Below are 17,778 nucleotides of genomic sequence, written 5' to 3' on the forward strand. Positions count from 1 at the left end.
GATCAGTCCTTGTTGGCGGCGGCGAGCTGGCCGCAGGCGCCGTCGATCTCCTGACCTCGGGTGTCGCGGACCGTCGTCGGGATGCCACCGGCCTGCAGGCGGCGGACGAACTCGCGCTCGTCGGCCGGGTCGGAGGCGGTCCACTTGGAGCCGGGCGTCGGGTTCAGCGGGATCAGATTGACGTGCACCCAGCCCCAGTCGCCGCGCGCTGCCAGCTTCTCGGCGAGCAGGTCGGCGCGCCAGGCGTGGTCGTTGATATCGCGGATCATCGCGTACTCGATCGAGACGCGGCGCTTGGTCTTCTCGGCATAGCCCCAGGCGGCGTCGAGGACCTCGTCGACCTTCCACCGGTTGTTGATCGGGACGAGCTCGTCGCGCAGCTCGTCGTCCGGCGCGTGCAGCGACACCGCCAGCGTGACCGGGATGCCCTCGGTCGAGAGCTGGTTGATCCGCGGCACCAGGCCGACGGTCGAGACCGTCACGCCCCGGGCCGAGATCCCCAGGCCGTCCGGCGAAGGCTCGGTGAACCGGCGGACCGCGCCGATCACGGCCTTGTAGTTGGCCATCGGCTCGCCCATCCCCATGAAGACGATGTTGTTGACCCGGCCGGGGCCGCCGGCGATCTCGCCACGGGCCAGCGCGCGGGCGCCGTCGACGACCTGCTCGACGATCTCCGCGGTGCTCATGTTCCGGGTCAGACCGGCCTGGCCGGTCGCACAGAACGGGCAGGCCATCCCGCACCCGGCCTGCGACGACACGCACATCGTGGTGCGGTCCTTGTAGCGCATCAGCACGGACTCGACCAGCGACCCGTCCAGCAGCTTCCACAGCGTCTTGCGCGTGGTCCCGTTGTCGCACTCCATGTCGCGGACCTTGGTCAGCAACGGAGGCATCAGCTCGGCGACCAGCTTGTCCCTGGTCGCGGCGGGCAGATCGGTCATGTCCGCCGGGTCGTCGGTCAGCCGGGCGAAGTAGTGGTTCGACAACTGCTTGGCCCGGAAGGCGGGCTCGCCGAGCGCCGTCACCGCGGCACGGCGCTCCTCCCCGCTGAGGTCGGCCAGGTGCCGCGGCGGCTTCTTGGCACGGCGCGGCTCATCGAAAACAAGCGGAAGGGAGGTAGTCATGGCCTCCCATTGTCGCGCGCGCCCTCGCTCATTCACAAATTCACATCAGTGACCCTGGACACCACTCGCGCCCGGGCGGCCTGACCGCCAGGGCGCGAGTGGTAGGGCGGTCAGGCGGAGTAGCCCTTCGGCGGGATCAGGGTGGCGAGCTGGTTGAAGGTCAGCCAGTACGTCGCCGGGCCGAAGCCGGCCGGGTCGGCGATCAGCACGGTCGAGTCGCTGGTGTCGTACCCGATCACGGTGAAGTAGTGCCAGATCGTGTAGTTCGGGTAGCCCGGCGGGTGGTTGCTGGCGGGGGCGACGATGTTCGCGACGATCGCGTAACCGCGGTCGATGTCGTACTGGATGTCGTACCAGAGCAGGTCGCGCTGCCCCTGGGTCGGCGGATCGTTCGGCATCTCCTTGGTCTCGTAGTACCCGGTGTTGAGCCGGTTGTTGAGCACACCGGTGACCTGACCGATCCAGTCGGTACCGTCCTCGTCGGTGCCCAGTTGGTTGGCCAGGTCCTGCTGGCTCGGTGCGGACATCCGCGCCGACAGGGCGATCCGGGTGGCGGCCGGACCACACCAGTAGCCGGTCTGCTGGTACTGGAAGTCGATGCTCAGCGACCGCAGCGTCTGGGTCGAGTGCCCGAGCGTCGGCACCTTCTTCGTGGCCGCTGCCGCATTCGCGGCCTTCGCAGCCGTACTACCGGCCTGTACTCCGATGCCAGGCGCACCCAGGGCGGTAGATGCGCCGGCCGGAGCCGGTGTCGCCACGGCCGACGAGGTCAATGCCATCGGCATCGACACTCCGGCAACCAGGGCCAGACCGCATGCCGCGGCCTTCAACTTCATCGTCGTACGCCTCCCGAGCCTCACGGGCGGCTGGAACAGGTCACGGGACATGTGAGCTCCTCAGCCTCGACGCGGCGACCTCCGTGGCCGTCGCACACGACAGTGGATTCCTTGCACCGACCTCTTGTAAACCCACTCTCCGGGCATGAACGGGCACGCTCAGCGACTGACATCGTGGTGTTTCCGCAGGTCACGGCGTTGTCAGCAGGTTTCCAAGACCGTCCGAGCACCGTGAAAATTTGACCGAGCATTTCGATTCAGATCGAATCCAGCCGCGGAATGGGCCACCGCCGGAGTCGGTTGCACCCCATATGGACTCACTCCCCCGTACTGCGCTCGCTGGGGTCCCGTTGTCGGTTCTCGACCGGTCTCGGACGCGTACTGGCGAGACAGAGGCCGAGACGCTTCGTGGCACGGTTCAGTTGGCGCAGGAGGTCGAGGAGCTTGGGTATCACCGGTTCTGGGTGTCCGAGCATCACAGCGTGCCTGGGGTGGTCGGGTCGGCGCCGACCGTGCTGGCTGCAGCCGTGGCGGCGTCCACCTCACGGATCCGGGTCGGCACTGGTGGGGTGATGCTGCCCAATCACCAGCCACTCGTGGTCGCCGAGCAATTCGGCGTACTGGAGTCACTGTTCCCCGGACGGATCGACATGGGGCTTGGCCGCTCGGTCGGGTTCACCAATGGCATCCGACGGGCGCTTGGCGTCGAGAAGGACGCAGCGGAGGATTTCAGCGACCAGGTACGGGAGTTGCTCGGCTACTTCACCGGGACTCAGCAGGACCATCCACAGGTGCATGCACGGCCCGGTGAAGGCCTGGCCGTCCCACCGTTCGTACTGGCGGTCGGCGAAGGCGCGCTCCTCGCAGCCTCGCTCGGGCTGCCGCTGGTGATCGCTGGCGTCAAGGGCGAGCACGAGCTCCTGAGCCTCTTGGACCGCTACCGCACCGACTTCCAGCCCTCGCTCTGGGCCACTAGCCCGTACGTCGTACTGGCGGCGACAGTGGCCGTCGCTGCGACTACTGATGCGGCCAAGCGGCTACTGCTGCCTGAGGCATGGGCCAGCGCCTACTCACGCACCCGTGGGGTCTTCCCGCCGCTGGAGTCGGTATCGCACGTGCTGCAGCTGGACATGAGCTCCAAGGAGCGAGGGTTCTTCGAGCAGTCGTTGACCGGGCAGATCTACGGAACCCCCACCGAGGTCGACGCCGCGCTGGGCGGCCTGGTGCAGCGGACGGGCGCGGACGAAGTACTGGTGACGACCAACACCTACGACCGTACTGAGCTGCTGGAGTCCTACCGGCTGCTCGCCGAACTGGCGGAGCTGCGGAGTCTCGCTAGCCGCTGATCCTTGCTTGGAGTCCCTTGCGGACGTCCGGCCATTCGTCGGCCAGGATCGAGAAGACGACGGTGTCACGCCACGAACCGTCCGCCAGCTTCATGTGCCGGCGGAGAACGCCCTCGCGGGTGGCCCCGAGCTTGGCGATCGCCGCCTGGGAACGCGTGTTGGCCAGCCCGGTCTGGATCTTCACCCGGCCGAATCCACAGTCCTCGAAGGCGTGCTGGAGCAGCAGGAGCTTGGCGGCCGGGTTGACCTTCGTCCCCCAAACGGCCGGGGCGTACCCGGTGTAGCCGAGATGAGCGCGCTCGTTGTGCAGGTCGATGTCGGTCAGGCTCGACGTCCCGACGACGGTGCCCTCGGCCCCCAACTCGCTGTCCGCGGCCAGCCGGACGACATACGCGAACCGCTCGGCCGCAGCCGGCACCCACGACTCGCGCATCTGCTCGACGCCGGTCGGCATCGCGGCTGGACCGCCACCGAAGCCACCGGCGTACACCTTCTCGTTGGCGATCGCGGTGTACAGAGATTCGATGTCGGAGGCAACGAGCCGGTCCAGGCGGACGACGTCACCGAGCAGGGCGCGGCCGTCGGGTGCGATGGTCATACGGCCAGCAAACCCGGCGCCGCGGCGAACGTCAAACGAACGGTCTCAGACGAGCAGGTGCAGCAGCAGCCAGATCGCGGGAGCCGTTGCCAGCAAGGAATCCAGCCGGTCCATCACGCCACCGTGGCCCGGCAGCAGGTTCGACATGTCCTTGATCCCGAGGTCGCGCTTGATCATCGACTCGGCCAGGTCGCCGACCGTCGCGGTCAGCACGGCGACGGCGCCGATGATCGCGCCGACCCACCAGTGACCGTCGAGCAGCCAGACCACGGAGCCGATGCCGGCGCCGATACAGGCCAGCGTGGAGCCGGCGAAACCTTCCCAGGACTTCTTCGGGCTGATCGTCGGCGCCATCGGGTGCTTGCCGAACAGCACGCCGGCCACATAGCCGCCGACGTCGCTGGCCACCACGACCAGGAAGAACGTCACCACCCGCTGCGGGCCGTCGTCGTCCGGCTGCACGAGCAGGATCGCGAACCCGGCCAGCAGCGGCACATAGCCGATCAGGAACACGTTGGTGGTGACGTCGCGGACGAAACCGATCGAACCGGCCGGCATCCGCCAGAAGATCGTTGCCAGCACGGTCAGCGCCATCGCGATCAGCAGCGCGAGCGGGCCGCCGTAGTACGCCGCGACGAGCATCGCGGTGGTACCGATGAAGAGCGGGATCCGGGACAGCTTCGCGCCGCTGACGCGGAACACCCGGACCAGTTCGTCGACGGCAGCCAGGACGGCGGCCAGGACGACGAGGGTGAACAGCGATTTCTGCCAGAAGAGCGAACCGATGATGACCGCACCGAGCCCGACCCCGACGCCGATCGCCGCGGGCAGGTTGCGCCCGGCGCGGCTCGGCGCGGGGGTGCTCTGGTCGACGCCCATCACACCTCGAGCAGTTCGGCTTCCTTGTGCTTGAGCAGCTGGTCGATCGAGTCGACGTACTTCTTCGTCATCCCGTCGAGCCGCTTCTCAGCACTCTTGCCCTCGTCCTCGCCCGCCTCGCCGTCCTTGACCGACTTGTCGATCGAGTCCTTGGCGTGCCGGCGGATGGTGCGGACGGAGACCTTGGCATCCTCGCCCTTGGTCTTGGCGACCTTGATGTACTCCTTGCGGCGCTCCTCGGTGAGCTGCGGCATCGTGATCCGGATGACCGAGCCGTCGTTGCCCGGGTTCACGCCCATATCGGAGTCGCGGATGGCCTTCTCGATGGCCGGCATCGCGCCCTTGTCGTACGGCGAGATCAACACGGTGCGGGGATCCGGCACCTGGAAACCGGCCAGCTGCTGCAGCGGCGTCGGCGAACCGTAGTAGTCCGCCACGATGTTCGAGAACATCGATGGGTGCGCGCGGCCGGTGCGGATCGCGGCGAAGTCGTCTTTGGCGACCTCCACGGCCTTCGCCATCTTCTGGTCGGCATCGCGGAGTGCTTCGTCGATCACGACATTCCTCGCTTCCTCGGGGCCGCGTCGGTGCGGCCTGATCCAACCCTACGAACGCTGGTTTACCAGATAACGGACGTCAGCCCGTGTGTTGGCCGTGATCTTAGTGGGTCGGCTACTGGCCGGGTGAGACGACCGTGCCGATCTTCTCACCCCGGACGACGCGGGCGATGTTGCCCTCCTCGAGTCCGAAGATCACGATCGGCAACGCGTTGTCGCGGGCCAGGCTGATCGCCGTCGCGTCGGCGACACGCAGGCCGCGGGACAGGAAGTCGTCGTACGACAGCTGGTCGAACTTGACCGCGTCCGGGTTCTTCTTGGGGTCGGAGTCGTAGACCCCGTCGACACCCTGCTTGCCCATCAGCAGCGTCTCGGCGCCGATTTCCAGCGCGCGCTGCGCGGCGACCGTGTCGGTGGAGAAGTACGGCATGCCGGAACCGGCGCCGAAGATCACCACGCGGCCCTTGGACAGGTGCCGATCGGCCTTGCGCGGGATGTACGGCTCGGCGACCTGGCCCATCGTGATGGCGGTCTGCACCCGGGTCTCGACGCCCAGCTTCTCCAGGAAGTCCTGCAGCGCCAGGCAGTTCATCACCGTACCGAGCATGCCCATGTAGTCGGCGCGGTTGCGCTCCATCCCGCGCTGCTGCAGCTCGGCGCCACGGAAGAAGTTCCCACCGCCGACCACCACGGCGACCTGGACGCCGGAGCGGACCACCTCGGCGATCTGCTTGGCGATGGAGTTCACCACGTCGGGGTCGACGCCGAGCTTGCCGCCGCCGAACACCTCACCCGACAACTTCAGCAGCACCCGGCGATAGGCCGGAGCGAACGGCTCAGAGGCCGGATTCGTCTCGGTACCCAGGGTTTCCGTCACGACTCCGGCCTCCTCGTCGACTGCGCTGACTAGCTGTGTGGTCGGTGAGCCGTCAGGCTCCGACCTCGAAGCGAGCGAACCGCTTGACGGTCACGCCTGCCTCGTCGAGGACCGCCTTCACGGTCTTCTTGTTCTCCTGGACCGACGACTGCTCGAGCAGCACGACCTCCTTGAAGAAGCCGTTCACCCGGCCTTCGACGATCTTGGGCAGTGCCTGCTCGGGCTTGCCCTCTTCGCGCGCGGTCGCCTCGGCGATCCGCTTCTCGTTCTCGACCGTCTCGGCCGGGACCTCGTCGCGAGTGGTGTAGAGCGGACGCATCGCGGCAGCCTGCATGGCGGCACCGCGGGCAGCGTCGATGTTGTCGCCCTCGAACTCGACCAGCACGCCCACCTGGGCCGGGAGGTCGGCGGCACGCTTGTGCATGTACGCCGCGACCTTGCCGTCGAAGACGGCGACCTTGCCGAGCTCGAGCTTCTCACCGATCACCGCGGCCAGGGCCTCGATGTTCTCGGCGACGCTCTTGCCGTCGGCCAGCTTCTCGCCGAGCAGACCCTCGACGTCGCCGACCTTGCTGGCCGAAGCGTGCGCGACGATGTCGGCCGCGAGCTGCTGGAACTGCTCGTTCTTGGCGACGAAGTCGGTCTCACAGTTGAGCTGGACCATCGCGTTCTCCGCGGCGGCGACCAGTCCGTTGGTGGCGGAGCGCTCGGCGCCACGCTTGGCGGCCTTGGCCGCGCCGTGGATGCGCAGCTCGTCGATCGCCTTGTCGAAATCACCGTCGGTGGTCTCGAGCGCCCTCTTCGCGTCCATCATGCCCGCGCCGGTGGCGTCGCGGAGCCGCTTCACGTCAGCGGCGGTGTAGTTCGCCATTCCTCGATCTCTCGTCTTCGGTGGTGCGTCAGCTGGGGGATTCACCGCCCGGCCGGAGCCGGGGGTAGGTCACTGCCGGCGCGGGCCGGGCCGCCGTGGGTACGACGGCCCGATCCTGCGGCTGGCAGTGACAGACCGGTCAGGCCTCGGTCTTCGGCGCCTCGTCGGCGGCCGGAGCCTCGGTCACCTCGGCGGCCGGAGCCTCCTCGGCGACGGGGGCCTCGACAGCAGCCTCGGCCGCGGGGGCCTCGACAGCGGCTTCGGCGGCAGGCGCCTCGACGGCAGCGTCCTCAGCGGCGGGGGCCTCGTCGGCCTTCGCCTCCGTGGTGGCGCCGTTCTGGCTCTCCAGCAGCTCGCGCTCCCAAGCAGCCAGCGGCTCCTCGGCACCCAGCTCCTCGCCGGCCGCGGTCGCACCCTGGCCACCACGCGACATCAGACCGTCGGCGACGGCGTCGGCGATCACGCGGGTCAGCAGGCCGACCGAACGGATCGCGTCGTCGTTGCCCGGGATCGGGAAGTCGACCTCGTCCGGGTCGCAGTTGGTGTCCAGGATGCCGATGATCGGCAGCTTGAGCTTGCGCGCCTCGTCGACGGCGAGGTGCTCTTTCTTCGTGTCAACGATCCAGACGGCGGCCGGAACGCGGGACATGTCGCGGATACCGCCGAGGGTCTTGAGCAGCTTGATGTACTCGCGACGCTTCTGCAGCAGCTCCTTCTTCGTCACACCGGAGGCGGCGACGTCGTCGAAGTCCAGGAGCTCGAGCTCCTTCATCCGCTGGAGCCGCTTGCTGACGGTCTGGAAGTTGGTGAGCATGCCGCCCAGCCAGCGCTGGTTCACGTAGGGCATGCCGACGCGGGTCGCCTGCTCGGCGATCGCTTCCTGGGCCTGCTTCTTGGTACCGACGAACAGGATCGCGCCACCGGAGGCAACGGTGCTCCGGATGAACTCGTAGGCGCGGTCGATGTACGACAGCGACTGCTGCAGGTCGATGATGTAGATGCCGTTGCGCTCGGTGAAGATGAATCGCTTCATCTTCGGGTTCCAGCGACGGGTCTGGTGCCCGAAGTGGACGCCGCTCTCGAGCAGCTGCTTCATGGTCACGACGGCCATGAGGTGTTCCTCCTGTCGTGCCGGCCCGGCGTTGCACACTCGGACGGCACAGTCTCGGTTGTTCGCAACGAACCGGTCGGTCCGCTGCGCCTGACGCTCGCGCGCACCAATCCCGGACGAACCGGGACCGAGTGGTGCGCCCCCACCGCCTCCAGTGAGTACTGAAGTCAGGTTCGGGGCATGCGGGCGTGCGAAGTCGTCCCACTCACGCGGGACGCCACCAAAAGTCTACGGGAGAGCAGCCACCACACCTAACCGGCCCCACTTGTCCACAACCGCCAAGATCCTCACCGCCACCGGCCGACTCCAACGGCACATTCTCTGTATGACGCCCTTCCTCCTCACACCCCTGGCCCTGACTGCCCTACTGACCCCGATCCACCCCGCTCCAACCCCGCCGCAGTCCGCCTCTTTCACGGCCCAACCCGGCGCGGTCTGGCCACTCACCCCTCGCCCTGAGGTCATCCGCGGCTTCGAACCACCGCCCAAACCCTGGCTCTCCGGCCATCGCGGCCTCGACCTGCGCGGCTCCCCTGGTCAGCAGGTCCGCTCAGCCACGCCCGGCACAGTCACGTACGCCGGCTCGCTGGCCGGCCGCGGCGTCATCGTCATCACCAACGGCCGCCTCCGCACCACCTACGAACCGGTCGTCCCCACGGTCCGCGTGGGCGCCGTCGTCACCCCGGGCACCCCGCTAGGCCACCTCTCGGCGGCCGGTTCCCACTGCACCCCAGCAACCTGCCTCCACTGGGGCCTACTCCAAGCCAACATCTACCTGAATCCCCTGGCCCTACTCCCCCACCGCCCCATCCGCCTTCTACCCCTCGCCCCGACGCCCTCATTCCGCAACAGCGCAGTCCTGGGAGTCACCACACAGTCCCTCGCCCCGCACCCCAGCATCACGGCACAGCCACCTGTGCCACCCGCTCGCGTCGAGGCGCAGGCTTCAGCGAGAGATGAAGTCGCCTCGGGCGTGATCGTCGGCCTGGCAGCGGCAGCGACCCTCATCGGCGGTCTTCTGATCAGGCGCCACTGATGCCCGCCCAGACCCGCCGTCCAGCAACTGGATCAGCTACCGGGAACGCGCGCCTGCCAGGCGTCTTCGTCCTTCGAGCGGCGCTCGACGCCGGCCGGGAGCTTGCCTTTGGCAAGGTCCGTCAGCGTCGTGTGCTCCAGCACGTCTCGCAGGCTCGCCCGCGCAGCGATCCACACCCGCTGCAGCACGACGGCCCGCTCGTTGTACGCGACGCTCTCGGGCCGGACCCCGGAGATGCTCACGATCGGCCCGTCCACCGCCCGCATCACGTCGGCCACCGACACCTCGTTCGGGTCGATCGCGAGTTTCCACCCGCCCGATTGGCCGCGCTGGCTCGTCAACACCCCGGCTCGGCGCAGGTCGGCGAGGATCCCCTGCAGGAAGCCGTGTGGAATCCCCTGCGCACGGCTCAACTCCTCCGCCGACACCACCGAGGGATCGTTCGCCACCCATCGCTGGGTGATCTCGATCAGCGCCCGCAACGCATAGTCAGACTTCGCCGAAACCCGCATACTCCGCAGTCTGCCGTATCCAGGGCCGAGGTCAGGCGCGCGGATGCGCTTGTTCGTAGGCGCGTCGCAATCGCTCGCCCGACACGTGGGTGTAGATCTGCGTGGTCGCCAACGAAGCGTGACCGAGCAACTCCTGCACGCTGCGCAGATCCGCACCGCCTTCGAGCAGGTGCGTCGCCGCCGTGTGCCGCATCCCGTGCGGCGACAGATCCGGCGCGTCGACGGCTTCCATCCTGGCGTGCACGAGTCGCCGGACGGTCCGCTGGTCGATCCGCGTCCCACGAGCTCCCAGGAACAACGCAGGCCCGCTCCCCGGCCGGAACAGCTTCGCCCGCGGCCCGTCCAGCCACCCATCCAGCGCAACCCCGGCCGGTACGCCGTACGGGACCGAGCGTTCCTTGCGGCCCTTGCCGAAGACGCGGACCACCCGGCGGCCCGGGTCGACGTCGTCAAGGTCGAGCGCGCACAGTTCGCCGACCCGGATACCCGTTGCGTAGAGCAACTCCATGATCGCCAGATCGCGGAGCCCGACCGGGCTGCCGTCATCCGCCGCCACCGCCGCGGCCTCGAGCACCGCCCGCGTGTCGGCCACGCCGAGCACGCCGGGCAGCGATTTGTGCGGCTTGGGGCTGGCGAGCAACGCACCCGGGTCAGTCTCGATCCGGCCCGTCCGCTGCGCCCAGGCGGTGAACACCCGGGCGGCCGTCGCGCGCCGCGCCATCGTGCTGCGCGACTTGCCGAGGCTCTGCTGCTTGGCCAGCCAGGACCGCAGGCCACGGATGTCGAGCCCGCTCAGGTCATCGTGACCAAGCCGAGTCAAATGGTCGATTAAATCCAGCACATCGCCCATGTAGGCTCGCACCGAATGTCTGCTGAGGTCTCTTTCCGCCGTCAGATGCCGTTCGTAGTCAGCCAGTAACACAGTGAAATCTGCCGCCCCGGAGGGCGGTGTGCTGACCTCGTCCGGCACCATTACCTGACCATGCGGGAGTGACCGCACCATCGCAAGTCACCGCGCGGAGGACACCCCGAGGAGGTCTGGCCCGAATCCCCACTGGTCGACTACTGTTCGGCCCGATTGCCCTAGTAGCAACGGAGGCACCCCTGACCATGGCCCCCTCAGCGAACGGACAGACCGTAGGCCGGCGCCTGCCGGTCGAGTCGGCGTTCACTCGAGTCGAGGACGCGCGGCACCGTCTGCCGCGCCTGTTCGGTCGTCGCGACCTAGTCGTTCTCGGACTAGGTGTGATGATCGGGTCCGGCATCTTCAGTCTCAGCGGAAAGCAGGCGGCCAACGTCGCCGGTCCCGCTGTGATCTTGTCGTTCCTGATCGCCGCGGTGGTCTGCGTACTGGCTGCGGCCTGTTACGCGGAACTGTCGTCGACGATCCCCGTCTCTGGTAGCGCGTACACCTTCAGTTATGTGACCTTCGGCGAGATGTGGGCCTGGCTGGTCGGCTGGGCGCTCGTGCTGGAGCTCGTCACCGCCGCCGCCATCGTGGCGCGCGTCTGGTCGGCGTACTTCCTCGCCACCCTGGAAGGATTCGGCGTCAACCTGCCCGCAGGGGTGGCCCAGTTCTTCGGGCCCGACGCCAAGGTGAACCTGGCCGCGCCGTTGCTGCTGCTGGTGCTGACCGTGCTGATCGTCACCGGCACCAAGTTGTCGACCCGGGTGCTCACCATCGTCGTGATGGCGAAGGTCGCGGTGATCCTGCTGGTCGTCGTGGTCGGCGCCACGCACATCAACTTCGACAACTACCGCCCGTTCGTCCCGGACTCGCGGCCCGCACCGGCCACGGCCAGTCCGACCCTGCTCAGCTGGATCCTGGACTCGTCGTTCGGCTCGTTCGGCCTGATGGGCATCTTCACCGCGGCCAGCTCGATCGTCTTCGCCTTCATCGGCTTCGACCTGATCGCGACCGCGTCCGAGGACGCCCGGAACCCGCGCAAGACCGTGCCCCAGGGCATGCTGCTCGGCGTCGGCGCCGTCACGATCCTGTATGTCGCAATGGCGGTCGTACTGGTCGGCATGCGCCCGTCCGGCCAGCTGGGTGGCGCCGCACCGGTGTCGGAGGCGATGTCGGCCGTCGGCGAAGGCTGGGCGGCGAACGTGGTCAACCTAGGGGCCTTGCTCGCCTTGATGACGGTGATCATGGTCGTCTTGATCGCGCAGAGCCGGGTGCTGTTCAACATGGGCCGTGACGGCCTGCTGCCGAAGAGCCTGGGCCGGGTCAGCCGGGTCTACTCCTCGCCGGCCCGCGCGGCCAGCGCGGCCGGTGCGGCGGCGATCGCGCTGACGCTGTATCCGAAGGTCCTCGATCTGGAGGAGCTGCTCGTCATCGGAGCCCTGTTCTGCTTCGCGTTCTGTGCGGTCGGGGTGCTGACGCTACGGCGTACGGAGCCGGACCTGGAGCGTGGCTTCCGGGTCCCGATGGTGCCGCTGATCCCGCTGCTGTCACTGGCCGCGACGCTGTGGCTGATGCTGAACCTGAAGACGAGCACCTGGACGAAGTTCGCCATCTGGATGGTGGTCGGGCTGGCGATCTACGGCCTCTACGGCCGCTGGCACAGCCGGCTGGCCAACGAGGACAGCTGGGACTTCGACATCGGCGACACCGACCCCGGCACGGGTGGCCTGCAGGCGATCCGGAGCGAGGCCGACACCGGCGAGCTGCGCGCGGTCCGGACGCCGCCGAAACAGTCGACCCGCGGTAAACACATGCGCAACTGACGTCAGTGGGGCCGGCTGTCCGCCGGCCCCGCTGTCGTCCGCGGCTCCACTGTTGTCCACAGGCTCCGAAGTCCTCCGCGAAATCGGTGAGAACCACGGCATGTTCTTAGCCGGAGGTGGTCATCGATGCGAACCACGCAAACGGTCGGGCAGTACGGCGAGGATCTCGCCGCCAGGTACCTCGTGGAGCAGGGCTTCACGATCCTGGAGCGCAACTGGCGTTGCCCCCAGGGCGAGATCGACATCGTCGCCCGGGAGGATCAGGCCCTCGTCATCTGCGAGGTGAAGACCCGGCGCGGGCTGGGGTACGGCAGCCCGCTCGAGTCGATCACGTATCGCAAGCTCAGCAAGCTGCGCCAGTTGGTCGGCCACTGGCTGCGCGAGCACGAGGTGCGCCCCGGCGAGATCCGGATCGACATCGTCGCGGTGCTCCTGCCGCACCGGGGCGAGCCGAGCGTCGACCACGTCCGGGGCGTGGCCTGATGGCACTCGCCCAGGCCTGGTCCGTGGCGCTGGTCGGCCTGGAGGGTCACCTTGTCGAGATCGAGGCCGACATCGCCCAGGGCCTGCCGAAGACGACCCTGATCGGCCTGCCGGACACGTCACTGTCCGAGGCTCGCGACCGGGTCCGCGCCGCGGTCGTCAACAGCGGCGAGAAGTTCCCCGACCGCAAGGTCACCATCGGCCTCTCCCCCGCGACCCTGCCGAAGACCGGCTCGCACTACGATGTCGCGATCGCCTGCGCCCTGCTCGCGGCCGCGGGCGTCGTCGACAACCAGCGCCTGCGCCAGCTGGCGATCATCGGCGAGCTCGGCCTCGACGGCCGGATGCGCGAGGTCCGCGGTGCGCTGGCAATGACGCTGGCCGCCTCCCGATCCGGCTTCGAGCGGATCGTCGTTCCTGAGCTGAATGCGGGCGAAGCAAGACTGGTGCCGGGCATCGAGGTCTACGGGATGCGCTCTCTGCGCCAGGTGCTCGCGCTGCTCCGCCAAACCGAGATGCCGGACGAGGAGCCGCCGCGAGCCGAGCCCCGGCTCATCTCCGAGTCGCTCACGCGGGTTCCAGAGGTCGATCTCCACGACGTCCTCGGCCAGCGCGAAGGACGGAAGGCGATCGAGGCCAGTGCCGCCGGTGGTCATCACCTCTTCCTGCACGGCCCGCCCGGCTCCGGCAAGACGATGCTCGCCGAGCGCCTGGCGGGTCTGTTGCCAGACCTCAGCACCGACGATTCCCTCGAGGTGTCCGCCGTCCACTCGCTCGCCGGCCTGCTCACCAACGACGCCGAACTGGTTCTGCGTCCGCCCTTCATCGCCCCGCACCACACGGCTTCCCTGCCCAGCCTGATCGGCGGGGGCTCCGGCATGCCCCGCCCCGGCGCCATCAGCTGCGCCCACCGAGGGATCCTCTTTATCGACGAGGCTCCCGAGATGCATCCGCTGACGCTCGACACCCTGCGCCAGCCACTCGAATCCGGCTTCATCGAGGTTCATCGGGCGGCAGCGGTCGCGAAGTTCCCGGCCCGCTTCCTGTTGGTCCTCGCGGCCAATCCCTGCCCTTGCGGCCTCGCCGGGACGCCGCATGGTGTCTGCAACTGCACTCCGCAGAATCTGAACCGCTATCGCCAGCGCATCAGCGGCCCGATCAAGGACCGGATCGACATCCAGCGCCAGATCCTCCCCGCCGCGCGAGGCGAGGGCGATGGCGACCGCCCGGAGTCCACCGCCGAGGTGGCAGCAAGGGTCAGACTCGCGCGCGATCGCCAGGCCCACCGCTATCGAGACACCGGTTGGGTGCTGAACAGCGAACTCCCCGGCCCGATCCTCCGCCGTGAGTACCCGATCGACGAGCCGAGCCAGCGTCTCCTGGAAGACCTCTACGCCGAAGGCCGCCTGACCGCTCGAGGCTTCGACCGAGTCTCCCGCCTCGCCTGGACCCTCGCCGATCTGGAAGGCGTCCCGATCCCCACCGTCCCCCACACCCATCAAGCCTTCCAACTCCGCACCGGCGCACCCCTGACCCCGTTGACCGACGTCCGCCCCCTCCGAGAGGCCACCTCATGACCACGTCCGCACAGTCCTCGTCCGCACAGTCCCCGTCCGACATCCATCCGGACGGAGGAGGTGAAGCAGAGCGGCTTGCCCGGGCCGGGTTGGTTCGGGTCATCGAGCCGGGGGATCCGGCGGCTGCTGCCTTCGACGGGATGGAGGCTCAGGAGTTGTGGCAGGCCCTGCAGGAGAAGCATCCGATCTTCGAGCGATGGTCGGCGCGGATAGCCGAGGCACGACCGGAGCTCGATCTGGAGCGCGCCGCGGCGGCTGGAGCGCGATTCGTCATTCCCGGTGACGACGAATGGCCCGAGCAGGTGGAGGTACTGGCCGAAGCGGGTCTGCAGAGCCGTCGCGGCGGCGTACCGTTCGGGCTTTGGGTCCGTGGGCCGGCGCACCTGCGAGAGACCCTCGCGAAATCTGTTGCCCTGGTGGGTGCTCGCGCCTGTTCGTCCTATGGCGAACACGCTGCCGCCGAACTGGCTGCGGGGCTCGCCGACGAGGGCGTCACCGTGGTCTCCGGCGGCGCATATGGCATCGATGCCGCGGCCCATCGCGGGGCGCTGTCGAGCGGGGGTCTTACCGTCGCTGTGCTCGCCTGTGGAGTCGATGTCAGCTACCCGAAGAGCAACACCGCACTCTTCGATCGCATCGCCGAAACAGGCCTGCTGATCAGCGAACTCCCACCGCGCTGCTCACCCACCAAACTCCGCTTCCTCGCCCGGAACAGACTCATCGCCGCGACCACCCTCGGCACCGTCGTCGTCGAAGCAGCCGTCCGCAGCGGCGCCCTGAACAGCGCAGGCTGGGCCGACCAATGCGGCCGCCAGGTCCTCGCCGTCCCAGGCCCCATCACCTCCCGGATGTCCGAAGGCGTCCACCTCCTGATCCGCGAACGCAACGCCGTCCTGGCCACCAACGTCGCCGACATCCTCGAGGCCATCTCCCCCATCGGCACCCACATCACGCCCTACCCCCACGCCCCCGCCGCCCTCACCGACCACCTGGACCACGACCTCAGCCGCACCCTAGACGCCGTCCCCGTCCTCCGCCCCGCCCCCGCCACCCGCATAGCCACCACAGCCGGCCTAGACCTGGAAACCACCCAGGAATGCCTAGAAACCCTCGCCGATTCCAACCTCATCGAATACACCCCCACCGGCTGGCACCTATCCCCCACCCACCGCCAATCCCTCTAACCGCACCCCCAACCGTCCCGCAACCCCCGCCCCAGCCAGCCCACCTGCCCCCACCCCGCCCAATCGATCCCACCCGCCAGATCTCCCCAGCCGACGCATGCACGCCCAAGCGACACCCCCGGCAACGCCCACTCTGCTCACACCCAACCAACGCACCCCGACCCACCAGCAACAACTAACCCGGTACCTCCCACACCCAGCACTCCGCTATCCGGCCCACACCTAAAGCGCGCAGCCTGCCGCCATGCCCTCGCGCCCGGTAACTTCTGGCCGGCCCCGGTTGTCGAGGGCGACCTGTCGACCCTTCTGTCGCAGGATGCGCATCCAGCCGCCGGACTCGCGCCGAGATCCAGAGCCGCCGTACCTCCTGCCGACGTACAACAGCCATCCGGCCGGACCGAGGACACGGCGGATGCGGCTTCAGCGCGCGCCAGCTGCTGCACCCACCCGGCACCCACATCCGTGAGGCCGCGCCGCCCGTTGACGCGCGGCCTACGCACTGTGCTTCAAGTGCACTCCTCGGCCGTGGAGAACGTCCAACGGACCGGCGGGCGCCTGCTCAAGCCGCTTTGAGGTACCCGTCATCCAGCGCTTGGCACGTTGGTACGCCGCTGCGCTGCCACCTGGCCTACGGCGCACTCGCCAGCCCGCGAATGCCACTCAGGCACGCCCACCTGGCCGGCCTGCGTCGCACGGGTCGACTCGCTCAGGCGCATCTGTCCAGCGGCGTGTGGGCTAAGTAGGGCCGGTGCCTCGTATTCGTGCCTGCGCAATCCGAGCGATGCGCGCCTGAGGCAGAGGTGTGAGCGTAGGAGCGTCCGGGCTCCGCAGAGCATGCGCAGCCTGCACTGGGCCCGCTCAGCTCCTCGGGCGCTAAGCCTTCCGGGTGCTCCGGGGTCCGGTGTAGACCGGCGGCCCGGTGCGGCCGGGGGCGCTCTCGGGGAAGGGCGCGCCCGTTGGCCGGGGGGCCGGTGTGGCCGGGGCGCTCTCGGGGGAGGGCGCCCGGGGGTGGGTTAGCGGCCGAAGTCGCTGTCTTTGGGGACTTCTAGGTCTGTTTTGGCCAGTTCTTCGATGTTGACGTCGCGGAAGGTGACTACCTTGGCGTTTTTCACGAAGCGTGCGGAGCGGTAGACATCCCAGACCCAGGCGTCGGCCATCGTCACTTCGAAGTAGACGTCGCCGCCTTCGGTCCGGACTTTGAGGTCCACTGCGTTGCACAGGTAGAAGCGGCGTTCGGTCTCCACGACGTACTTGAAGATCCCGACGACGTCCTTGTACTCCCGATAGAGCTGTAGCTCCATATCGGTCTCGTACTTCTCGAGGTCGTCAGCACTCATCGGTTCTCCACTCCGGTGGGACTGGTCACATTCTGTCCCATGTCGGCCCGCATACTGCGGCGGACATTCTCGAACCGCCGTCGATGTTGTGGACACGGGCCGTATTCGTCCAGTGCCGCCTGGTGTTCAGGGGTGCAGTATCCCTTGTGAACCGCGAAATCGTACTGCGGGTACTCCTGGTGCCAGCGTTGCATGATCCGGTCCCGGGTCACCTTGGCGATCACCGAGGCGGCCGCGATGCACGCCGCCACCCGGTCACCCTTCCAGACGGCGAGCCCCGGTACTCCGAGGCCGTCGACCCCGAAACCGTCGGTCAGCACGTACTGCGGGCGCAGGTCGAGCAGGAAGATCGCCCGGCGGAGCGCCTCCACGTTGGCGACGTGCATGCCCAGCCGGTCGCACTCGGCCGCCTCGATCGAGACCACCGACCAGGCCAGCGCCCGGTCGCGGATCTGCTCGTAACAGCGGTCACGTGCCTTCGCCGTCAGCAACTTGGAGTCGGCGAGCTCGGGGATCTGGCCGCGCTTGCCGTCCGGCAGGATCACCGCGGCGGCGACCAGCGGGCCGGCGCACGGTCCGCGGCCGGCCTCGTCGACGCCCGCGATCGGGTCGAGACCGACCCGCCGCAGGGCGCGTTCGTACCCATAGAGCCCGGCGTCACGCCGGATCGTGCTGCCGCGCGGAAGAGCGCTCATCCATCAATCCACTGGGGAGGCGGTT

At 68.3% G+C, this 17,778-nt stretch carries 18 protein-coding genes; 6 read left to right on the forward strand and 12 right to left on the reverse strand.

What is annotated here, in order from left to right:
* Positions 1 to 2 precede the first annotated feature (2 nt).
* Together rlmN and G3I17_RS26395 are read right to left on the reverse strand one after the other, a co-directional pair.
* Positions 3 to 1,124 carry a 23S rRNA (adenine(2503)-C(2))-methyltransferase RlmN gene (rlmN, locus tag G3I17_RS26390; protein WP_164600295.1) on the reverse strand — a complete coding sequence of 374 codons (1,122 nt, stop codon included), beginning with the start codon at positions 1,122 to 1,124 and terminating at the stop codon, positions 3 to 5.
* Positions 1,125 to 1,234: 110 nt separating this feature from the next.
* On the reverse strand, positions 1,235 to 1,960 hold the full coding sequence (locus G3I17_RS26395) for a C39 family peptidase (RefSeq protein ID WP_164600433.1): 726 nt from the start codon (positions 1,958 to 1,960) through the stop codon (positions 1,235 to 1,237).
* 311 nt (positions 1,961 to 2,271) lie between these two features.
* Here G3I17_RS26395 and G3I17_RS26400 point away from each other — a divergent pair, with 311 nt between their 5' ends.
* Positions 2,272 to 3,306 carry an LLM class flavin-dependent oxidoreductase gene (locus G3I17_RS26400; protein ID WP_164600296.1) on the forward strand — a complete coding sequence of 345 codons (1,035 nt, stop codon included), beginning with the start codon at positions 2,272 to 2,274 and terminating at the stop codon, positions 3,304 to 3,306.
* On the opposite strand, the gene G3I17_RS26405 is transcribed toward G3I17_RS26400, so the two are convergent.
* The 6 genes from G3I17_RS26405 to rpsB all read right to left on the reverse strand — a co-directional run bounded on the left by G3I17_RS26405 (position 3,296) and on the right by rpsB (position 8,199).
* Positions 3,296 to 3,904 (reverse strand): GNAT family protein, encoded by a 609-nt coding sequence (locus G3I17_RS26405; protein ID WP_164600297.1) that lies wholly within the window; start codon positions 3,902 to 3,904, stop codon positions 3,296 to 3,298. The genes G3I17_RS26400 and G3I17_RS26405 overlap by 11 nt on opposite strands.
* 45 nt (positions 3,905 to 3,949) lie before the next feature.
* Positions 3,950 to 4,783, reverse strand: coding sequence for a phosphatidate cytidylyltransferase (locus tag G3I17_RS26410; protein WP_164600298.1), 834 nt, complete (start codon positions 4,781 to 4,783; stop codon positions 3,950 to 3,952).
* Positions 4,783 to 5,340: a ribosome recycling factor gene (frr, locus tag G3I17_RS26415; protein WP_164600299.1), complete on the reverse strand. Its 558-nt coding sequence runs from the start codon at positions 5,338 to 5,340 to the stop codon at positions 4,783 to 4,785. Before frr ends, G3I17_RS26410 begins: the two co-directional genes overlap by 1 nt.
* A gap of 115 nt (positions 5,341 to 5,455) precedes the next feature.
* Positions 5,456 to 6,205, reverse strand: a complete 750-nt coding sequence (gene pyrH / locus G3I17_RS26420) for a UMP kinase (RefSeq protein ID WP_164600434.1) — start codon at positions 6,203 to 6,205, stop codon at positions 5,456 to 5,458.
* 64 nt (positions 6,206 to 6,269) lie between these two features.
* Entirely contained in the window at positions 6,270 to 7,088 is an 819-nt protein-coding gene (tsf, locus tag G3I17_RS26425; protein WP_164600300.1) for a translation elongation factor Ts, read from the reverse strand.
* Between the two features lie 139 nt (positions 7,089 to 7,227).
* Positions 7,228 to 8,199: a 30S ribosomal protein S2 gene (gene rpsB, locus G3I17_RS26430; protein ID WP_164600301.1), complete on the reverse strand. Its 972-nt coding sequence runs from the start codon at positions 8,197 to 8,199 to the stop codon at positions 7,228 to 7,230.
* Positions 8,200 to 8,524: 325 nt separating this feature from the next.
* Between rpsB and G3I17_RS26435 the strand changes: the two genes are divergently transcribed.
* Entirely contained in the window at positions 8,525 to 9,235 is a 711-nt protein-coding gene (locus G3I17_RS26435; protein ID WP_164600302.1) for a M23 family metallopeptidase, read from the forward strand.
* A 32-nt stretch (positions 9,236 to 9,267) separates the two neighbouring features.
* Here G3I17_RS26435 and G3I17_RS26440 read toward each other — a convergent pair whose 3' ends face one another.
* Together G3I17_RS26440 and G3I17_RS26445 are read right to left on the reverse strand one after the other, a co-directional pair.
* Positions 9,268 to 9,747, reverse strand: a complete 480-nt coding sequence (locus G3I17_RS26440) for an Rrf2 family transcriptional regulator (protein WP_164600303.1) — start codon at positions 9,745 to 9,747, stop codon at positions 9,268 to 9,270.
* Positions 9,748 to 9,778: 31 nt separating this feature from the next.
* Positions 9,779 to 10,720 carry a tyrosine recombinase XerC gene (locus G3I17_RS26445; protein ID WP_203590773.1) on the reverse strand — a complete coding sequence of 314 codons (942 nt, stop codon included), beginning with the start codon at positions 10,718 to 10,720 and terminating at the stop codon, positions 9,779 to 9,781.
* A 137-nt stretch (positions 10,721 to 10,857) separates the two neighbouring features.
* Between G3I17_RS26445 and G3I17_RS26450 the strand changes: the two genes are divergently transcribed.
* From G3I17_RS26450 to dprA, 4 genes are all read left to right on the forward strand, one after another.
* Positions 10,858 to 12,477, forward strand: coding sequence for an amino acid permease (locus tag G3I17_RS26450; protein WP_164600304.1), 1,620 nt, complete (start codon positions 10,858 to 10,860; stop codon positions 12,475 to 12,477).
* Between the two features lie 126 nt (positions 12,478 to 12,603).
* Positions 12,604 to 12,960, forward strand: coding sequence for a YraN family protein (locus tag G3I17_RS26455; protein WP_164600305.1), 357 nt, complete (start codon positions 12,604 to 12,606; stop codon positions 12,958 to 12,960).
* The gene (locus G3I17_RS26460) at positions 12,960 to 14,537 is read left to right on the forward strand and encodes a YifB family Mg chelatase-like AAA ATPase (protein ID WP_164600306.1); all 1,578 of its coding nucleotides are present in this window, start codon (positions 12,960 to 12,962) and stop codon (positions 14,535 to 14,537) included. Before G3I17_RS26455 ends, G3I17_RS26460 begins: the two co-directional genes overlap by 1 nt.
* On the forward strand, positions 14,534 to 15,721 hold the full coding sequence (dprA, locus tag G3I17_RS26465; protein WP_203590775.1) for a DNA-processing protein DprA: 1,188 nt from the start codon (positions 14,534 to 14,536) through the stop codon (positions 15,719 to 15,721). The genes G3I17_RS26460 and dprA overlap by 4 nt, the downstream gene beginning before the upstream one ends.
* A gap of 1,013 nt (positions 15,722 to 16,734) precedes the next feature.
* Here the strand turns inward: dprA and G3I17_RS26470 are convergent.
* Together G3I17_RS26470 and G3I17_RS26475 are read right to left on the reverse strand one after the other, a co-directional pair.
* Entirely contained in the window at positions 16,735 to 17,058 is a 324-nt protein-coding gene (locus G3I17_RS26470) for a DUF2469 domain-containing protein (RefSeq protein WP_077012708.1), read from the reverse strand.
* Positions 17,055 to 17,753 (reverse strand): ribonuclease HII, encoded by a 699-nt coding sequence (locus tag G3I17_RS26475; protein ID WP_164600307.1) that lies wholly within the window; start codon positions 17,751 to 17,753, stop codon positions 17,055 to 17,057. The genes G3I17_RS26470 and G3I17_RS26475 overlap by 4 nt, the downstream gene beginning before the upstream one ends.
* Positions 17,754 to 17,778 lie beyond the last annotated feature (25 nt).

Source organism: Streptomyces sp. SID13031 (genome assembly GCF_010548305.1).
Lineage (GTDB): Bacteria > Actinomycetota > Actinomycetes > Propionibacteriales > Kribbellaceae > Kribbella.

Coding starts and splice junctions, on each gene's coding strand:
- rpsB (WP_164600301.1), bottom strand. CDS start 8,199: ATGGCCGTCGTGACCATGAAGCAGCTGCTCGAGAGCGGCGTCCACTTC.
- G3I17_RS26475 (WP_164600307.1), bottom strand. CDS start 17,753: ATGAGCGCTCTTCCGCGCGGCAGCACGATCCGGCGTGACGCCGGGCTC.
- G3I17_RS26440 (WP_164600303.1), bottom strand. CDS start 9,747: ATGCGGGTTTCGGCGAAGTCTGACTATGCGTTGCGGGCGCTGATCGAG.
- dprA (WP_203590775.1), top strand. CDS start 14,534: ATGACCACGTCCGCACAGTCCTCGTCCGCACAGTCCCCGTCCGACATC.
- G3I17_RS26400 (WP_164600296.1), top strand. CDS start 2,272: ATGGACTCACTCCCCCGTACTGCGCTCGCTGGGGTCCCGTTGTCGGTT.
- G3I17_RS26395 (WP_164600433.1), bottom strand. CDS start 1,960: ATGAAGTTGAAGGCCGCGGCATGCGGTCTGGCCCTGGTTGCCGGAGTG.
- rlmN (WP_164600295.1), bottom strand. CDS start 1,124: ATGACTACCTCCCTTCCGCTTGTTTTCGATGAGCCGCGCCGTGCCAAG.
- G3I17_RS26455 (WP_164600305.1), top strand. CDS start 12,604: ATGCGAACCACGCAAACGGTCGGGCAGTACGGCGAGGATCTCGCCGCC.
- tsf (WP_164600300.1), bottom strand. CDS start 7,088: ATGGCGAACTACACCGCCGCTGACGTGAAGCGGCTCCGCGACGCCACC.
- G3I17_RS26445 (WP_203590773.1), bottom strand. CDS start 10,720: ATGGTGCCGGACGAGGTCAGCACACCGCCCTCCGGGGCGGCAGATTTC.
- G3I17_RS26460 (WP_164600306.1), top strand. CDS start 12,960: ATGGCACTCGCCCAGGCCTGGTCCGTGGCGCTGGTCGGCCTGGAGGGT.
- G3I17_RS26410 (WP_164600298.1), bottom strand. CDS start 4,783: ATGGGCGTCGACCAGAGCACCCCCGCGCCGAGCCGCGCCGGGCGCAAC.
- G3I17_RS26450 (WP_164600304.1), top strand. CDS start 10,858: ATGGCCCCCTCAGCGAACGGACAGACCGTAGGCCGGCGCCTGCCGGTC.
- G3I17_RS26435 (WP_164600302.1), top strand. CDS start 8,525: ATGACGCCCTTCCTCCTCACACCCCTGGCCCTGACTGCCCTACTGACC.
- G3I17_RS26405 (WP_164600297.1), bottom strand. CDS start 3,904: ATGACCATCGCACCCGACGGCCGCGCCCTGCTCGGTGACGTCGTCCGC.
- G3I17_RS26470 (WP_077012708.1), bottom strand. CDS start 17,058: ATGAGTGCTGACGACCTCGAGAAGTACGAGACCGATATGGAGCTACAG.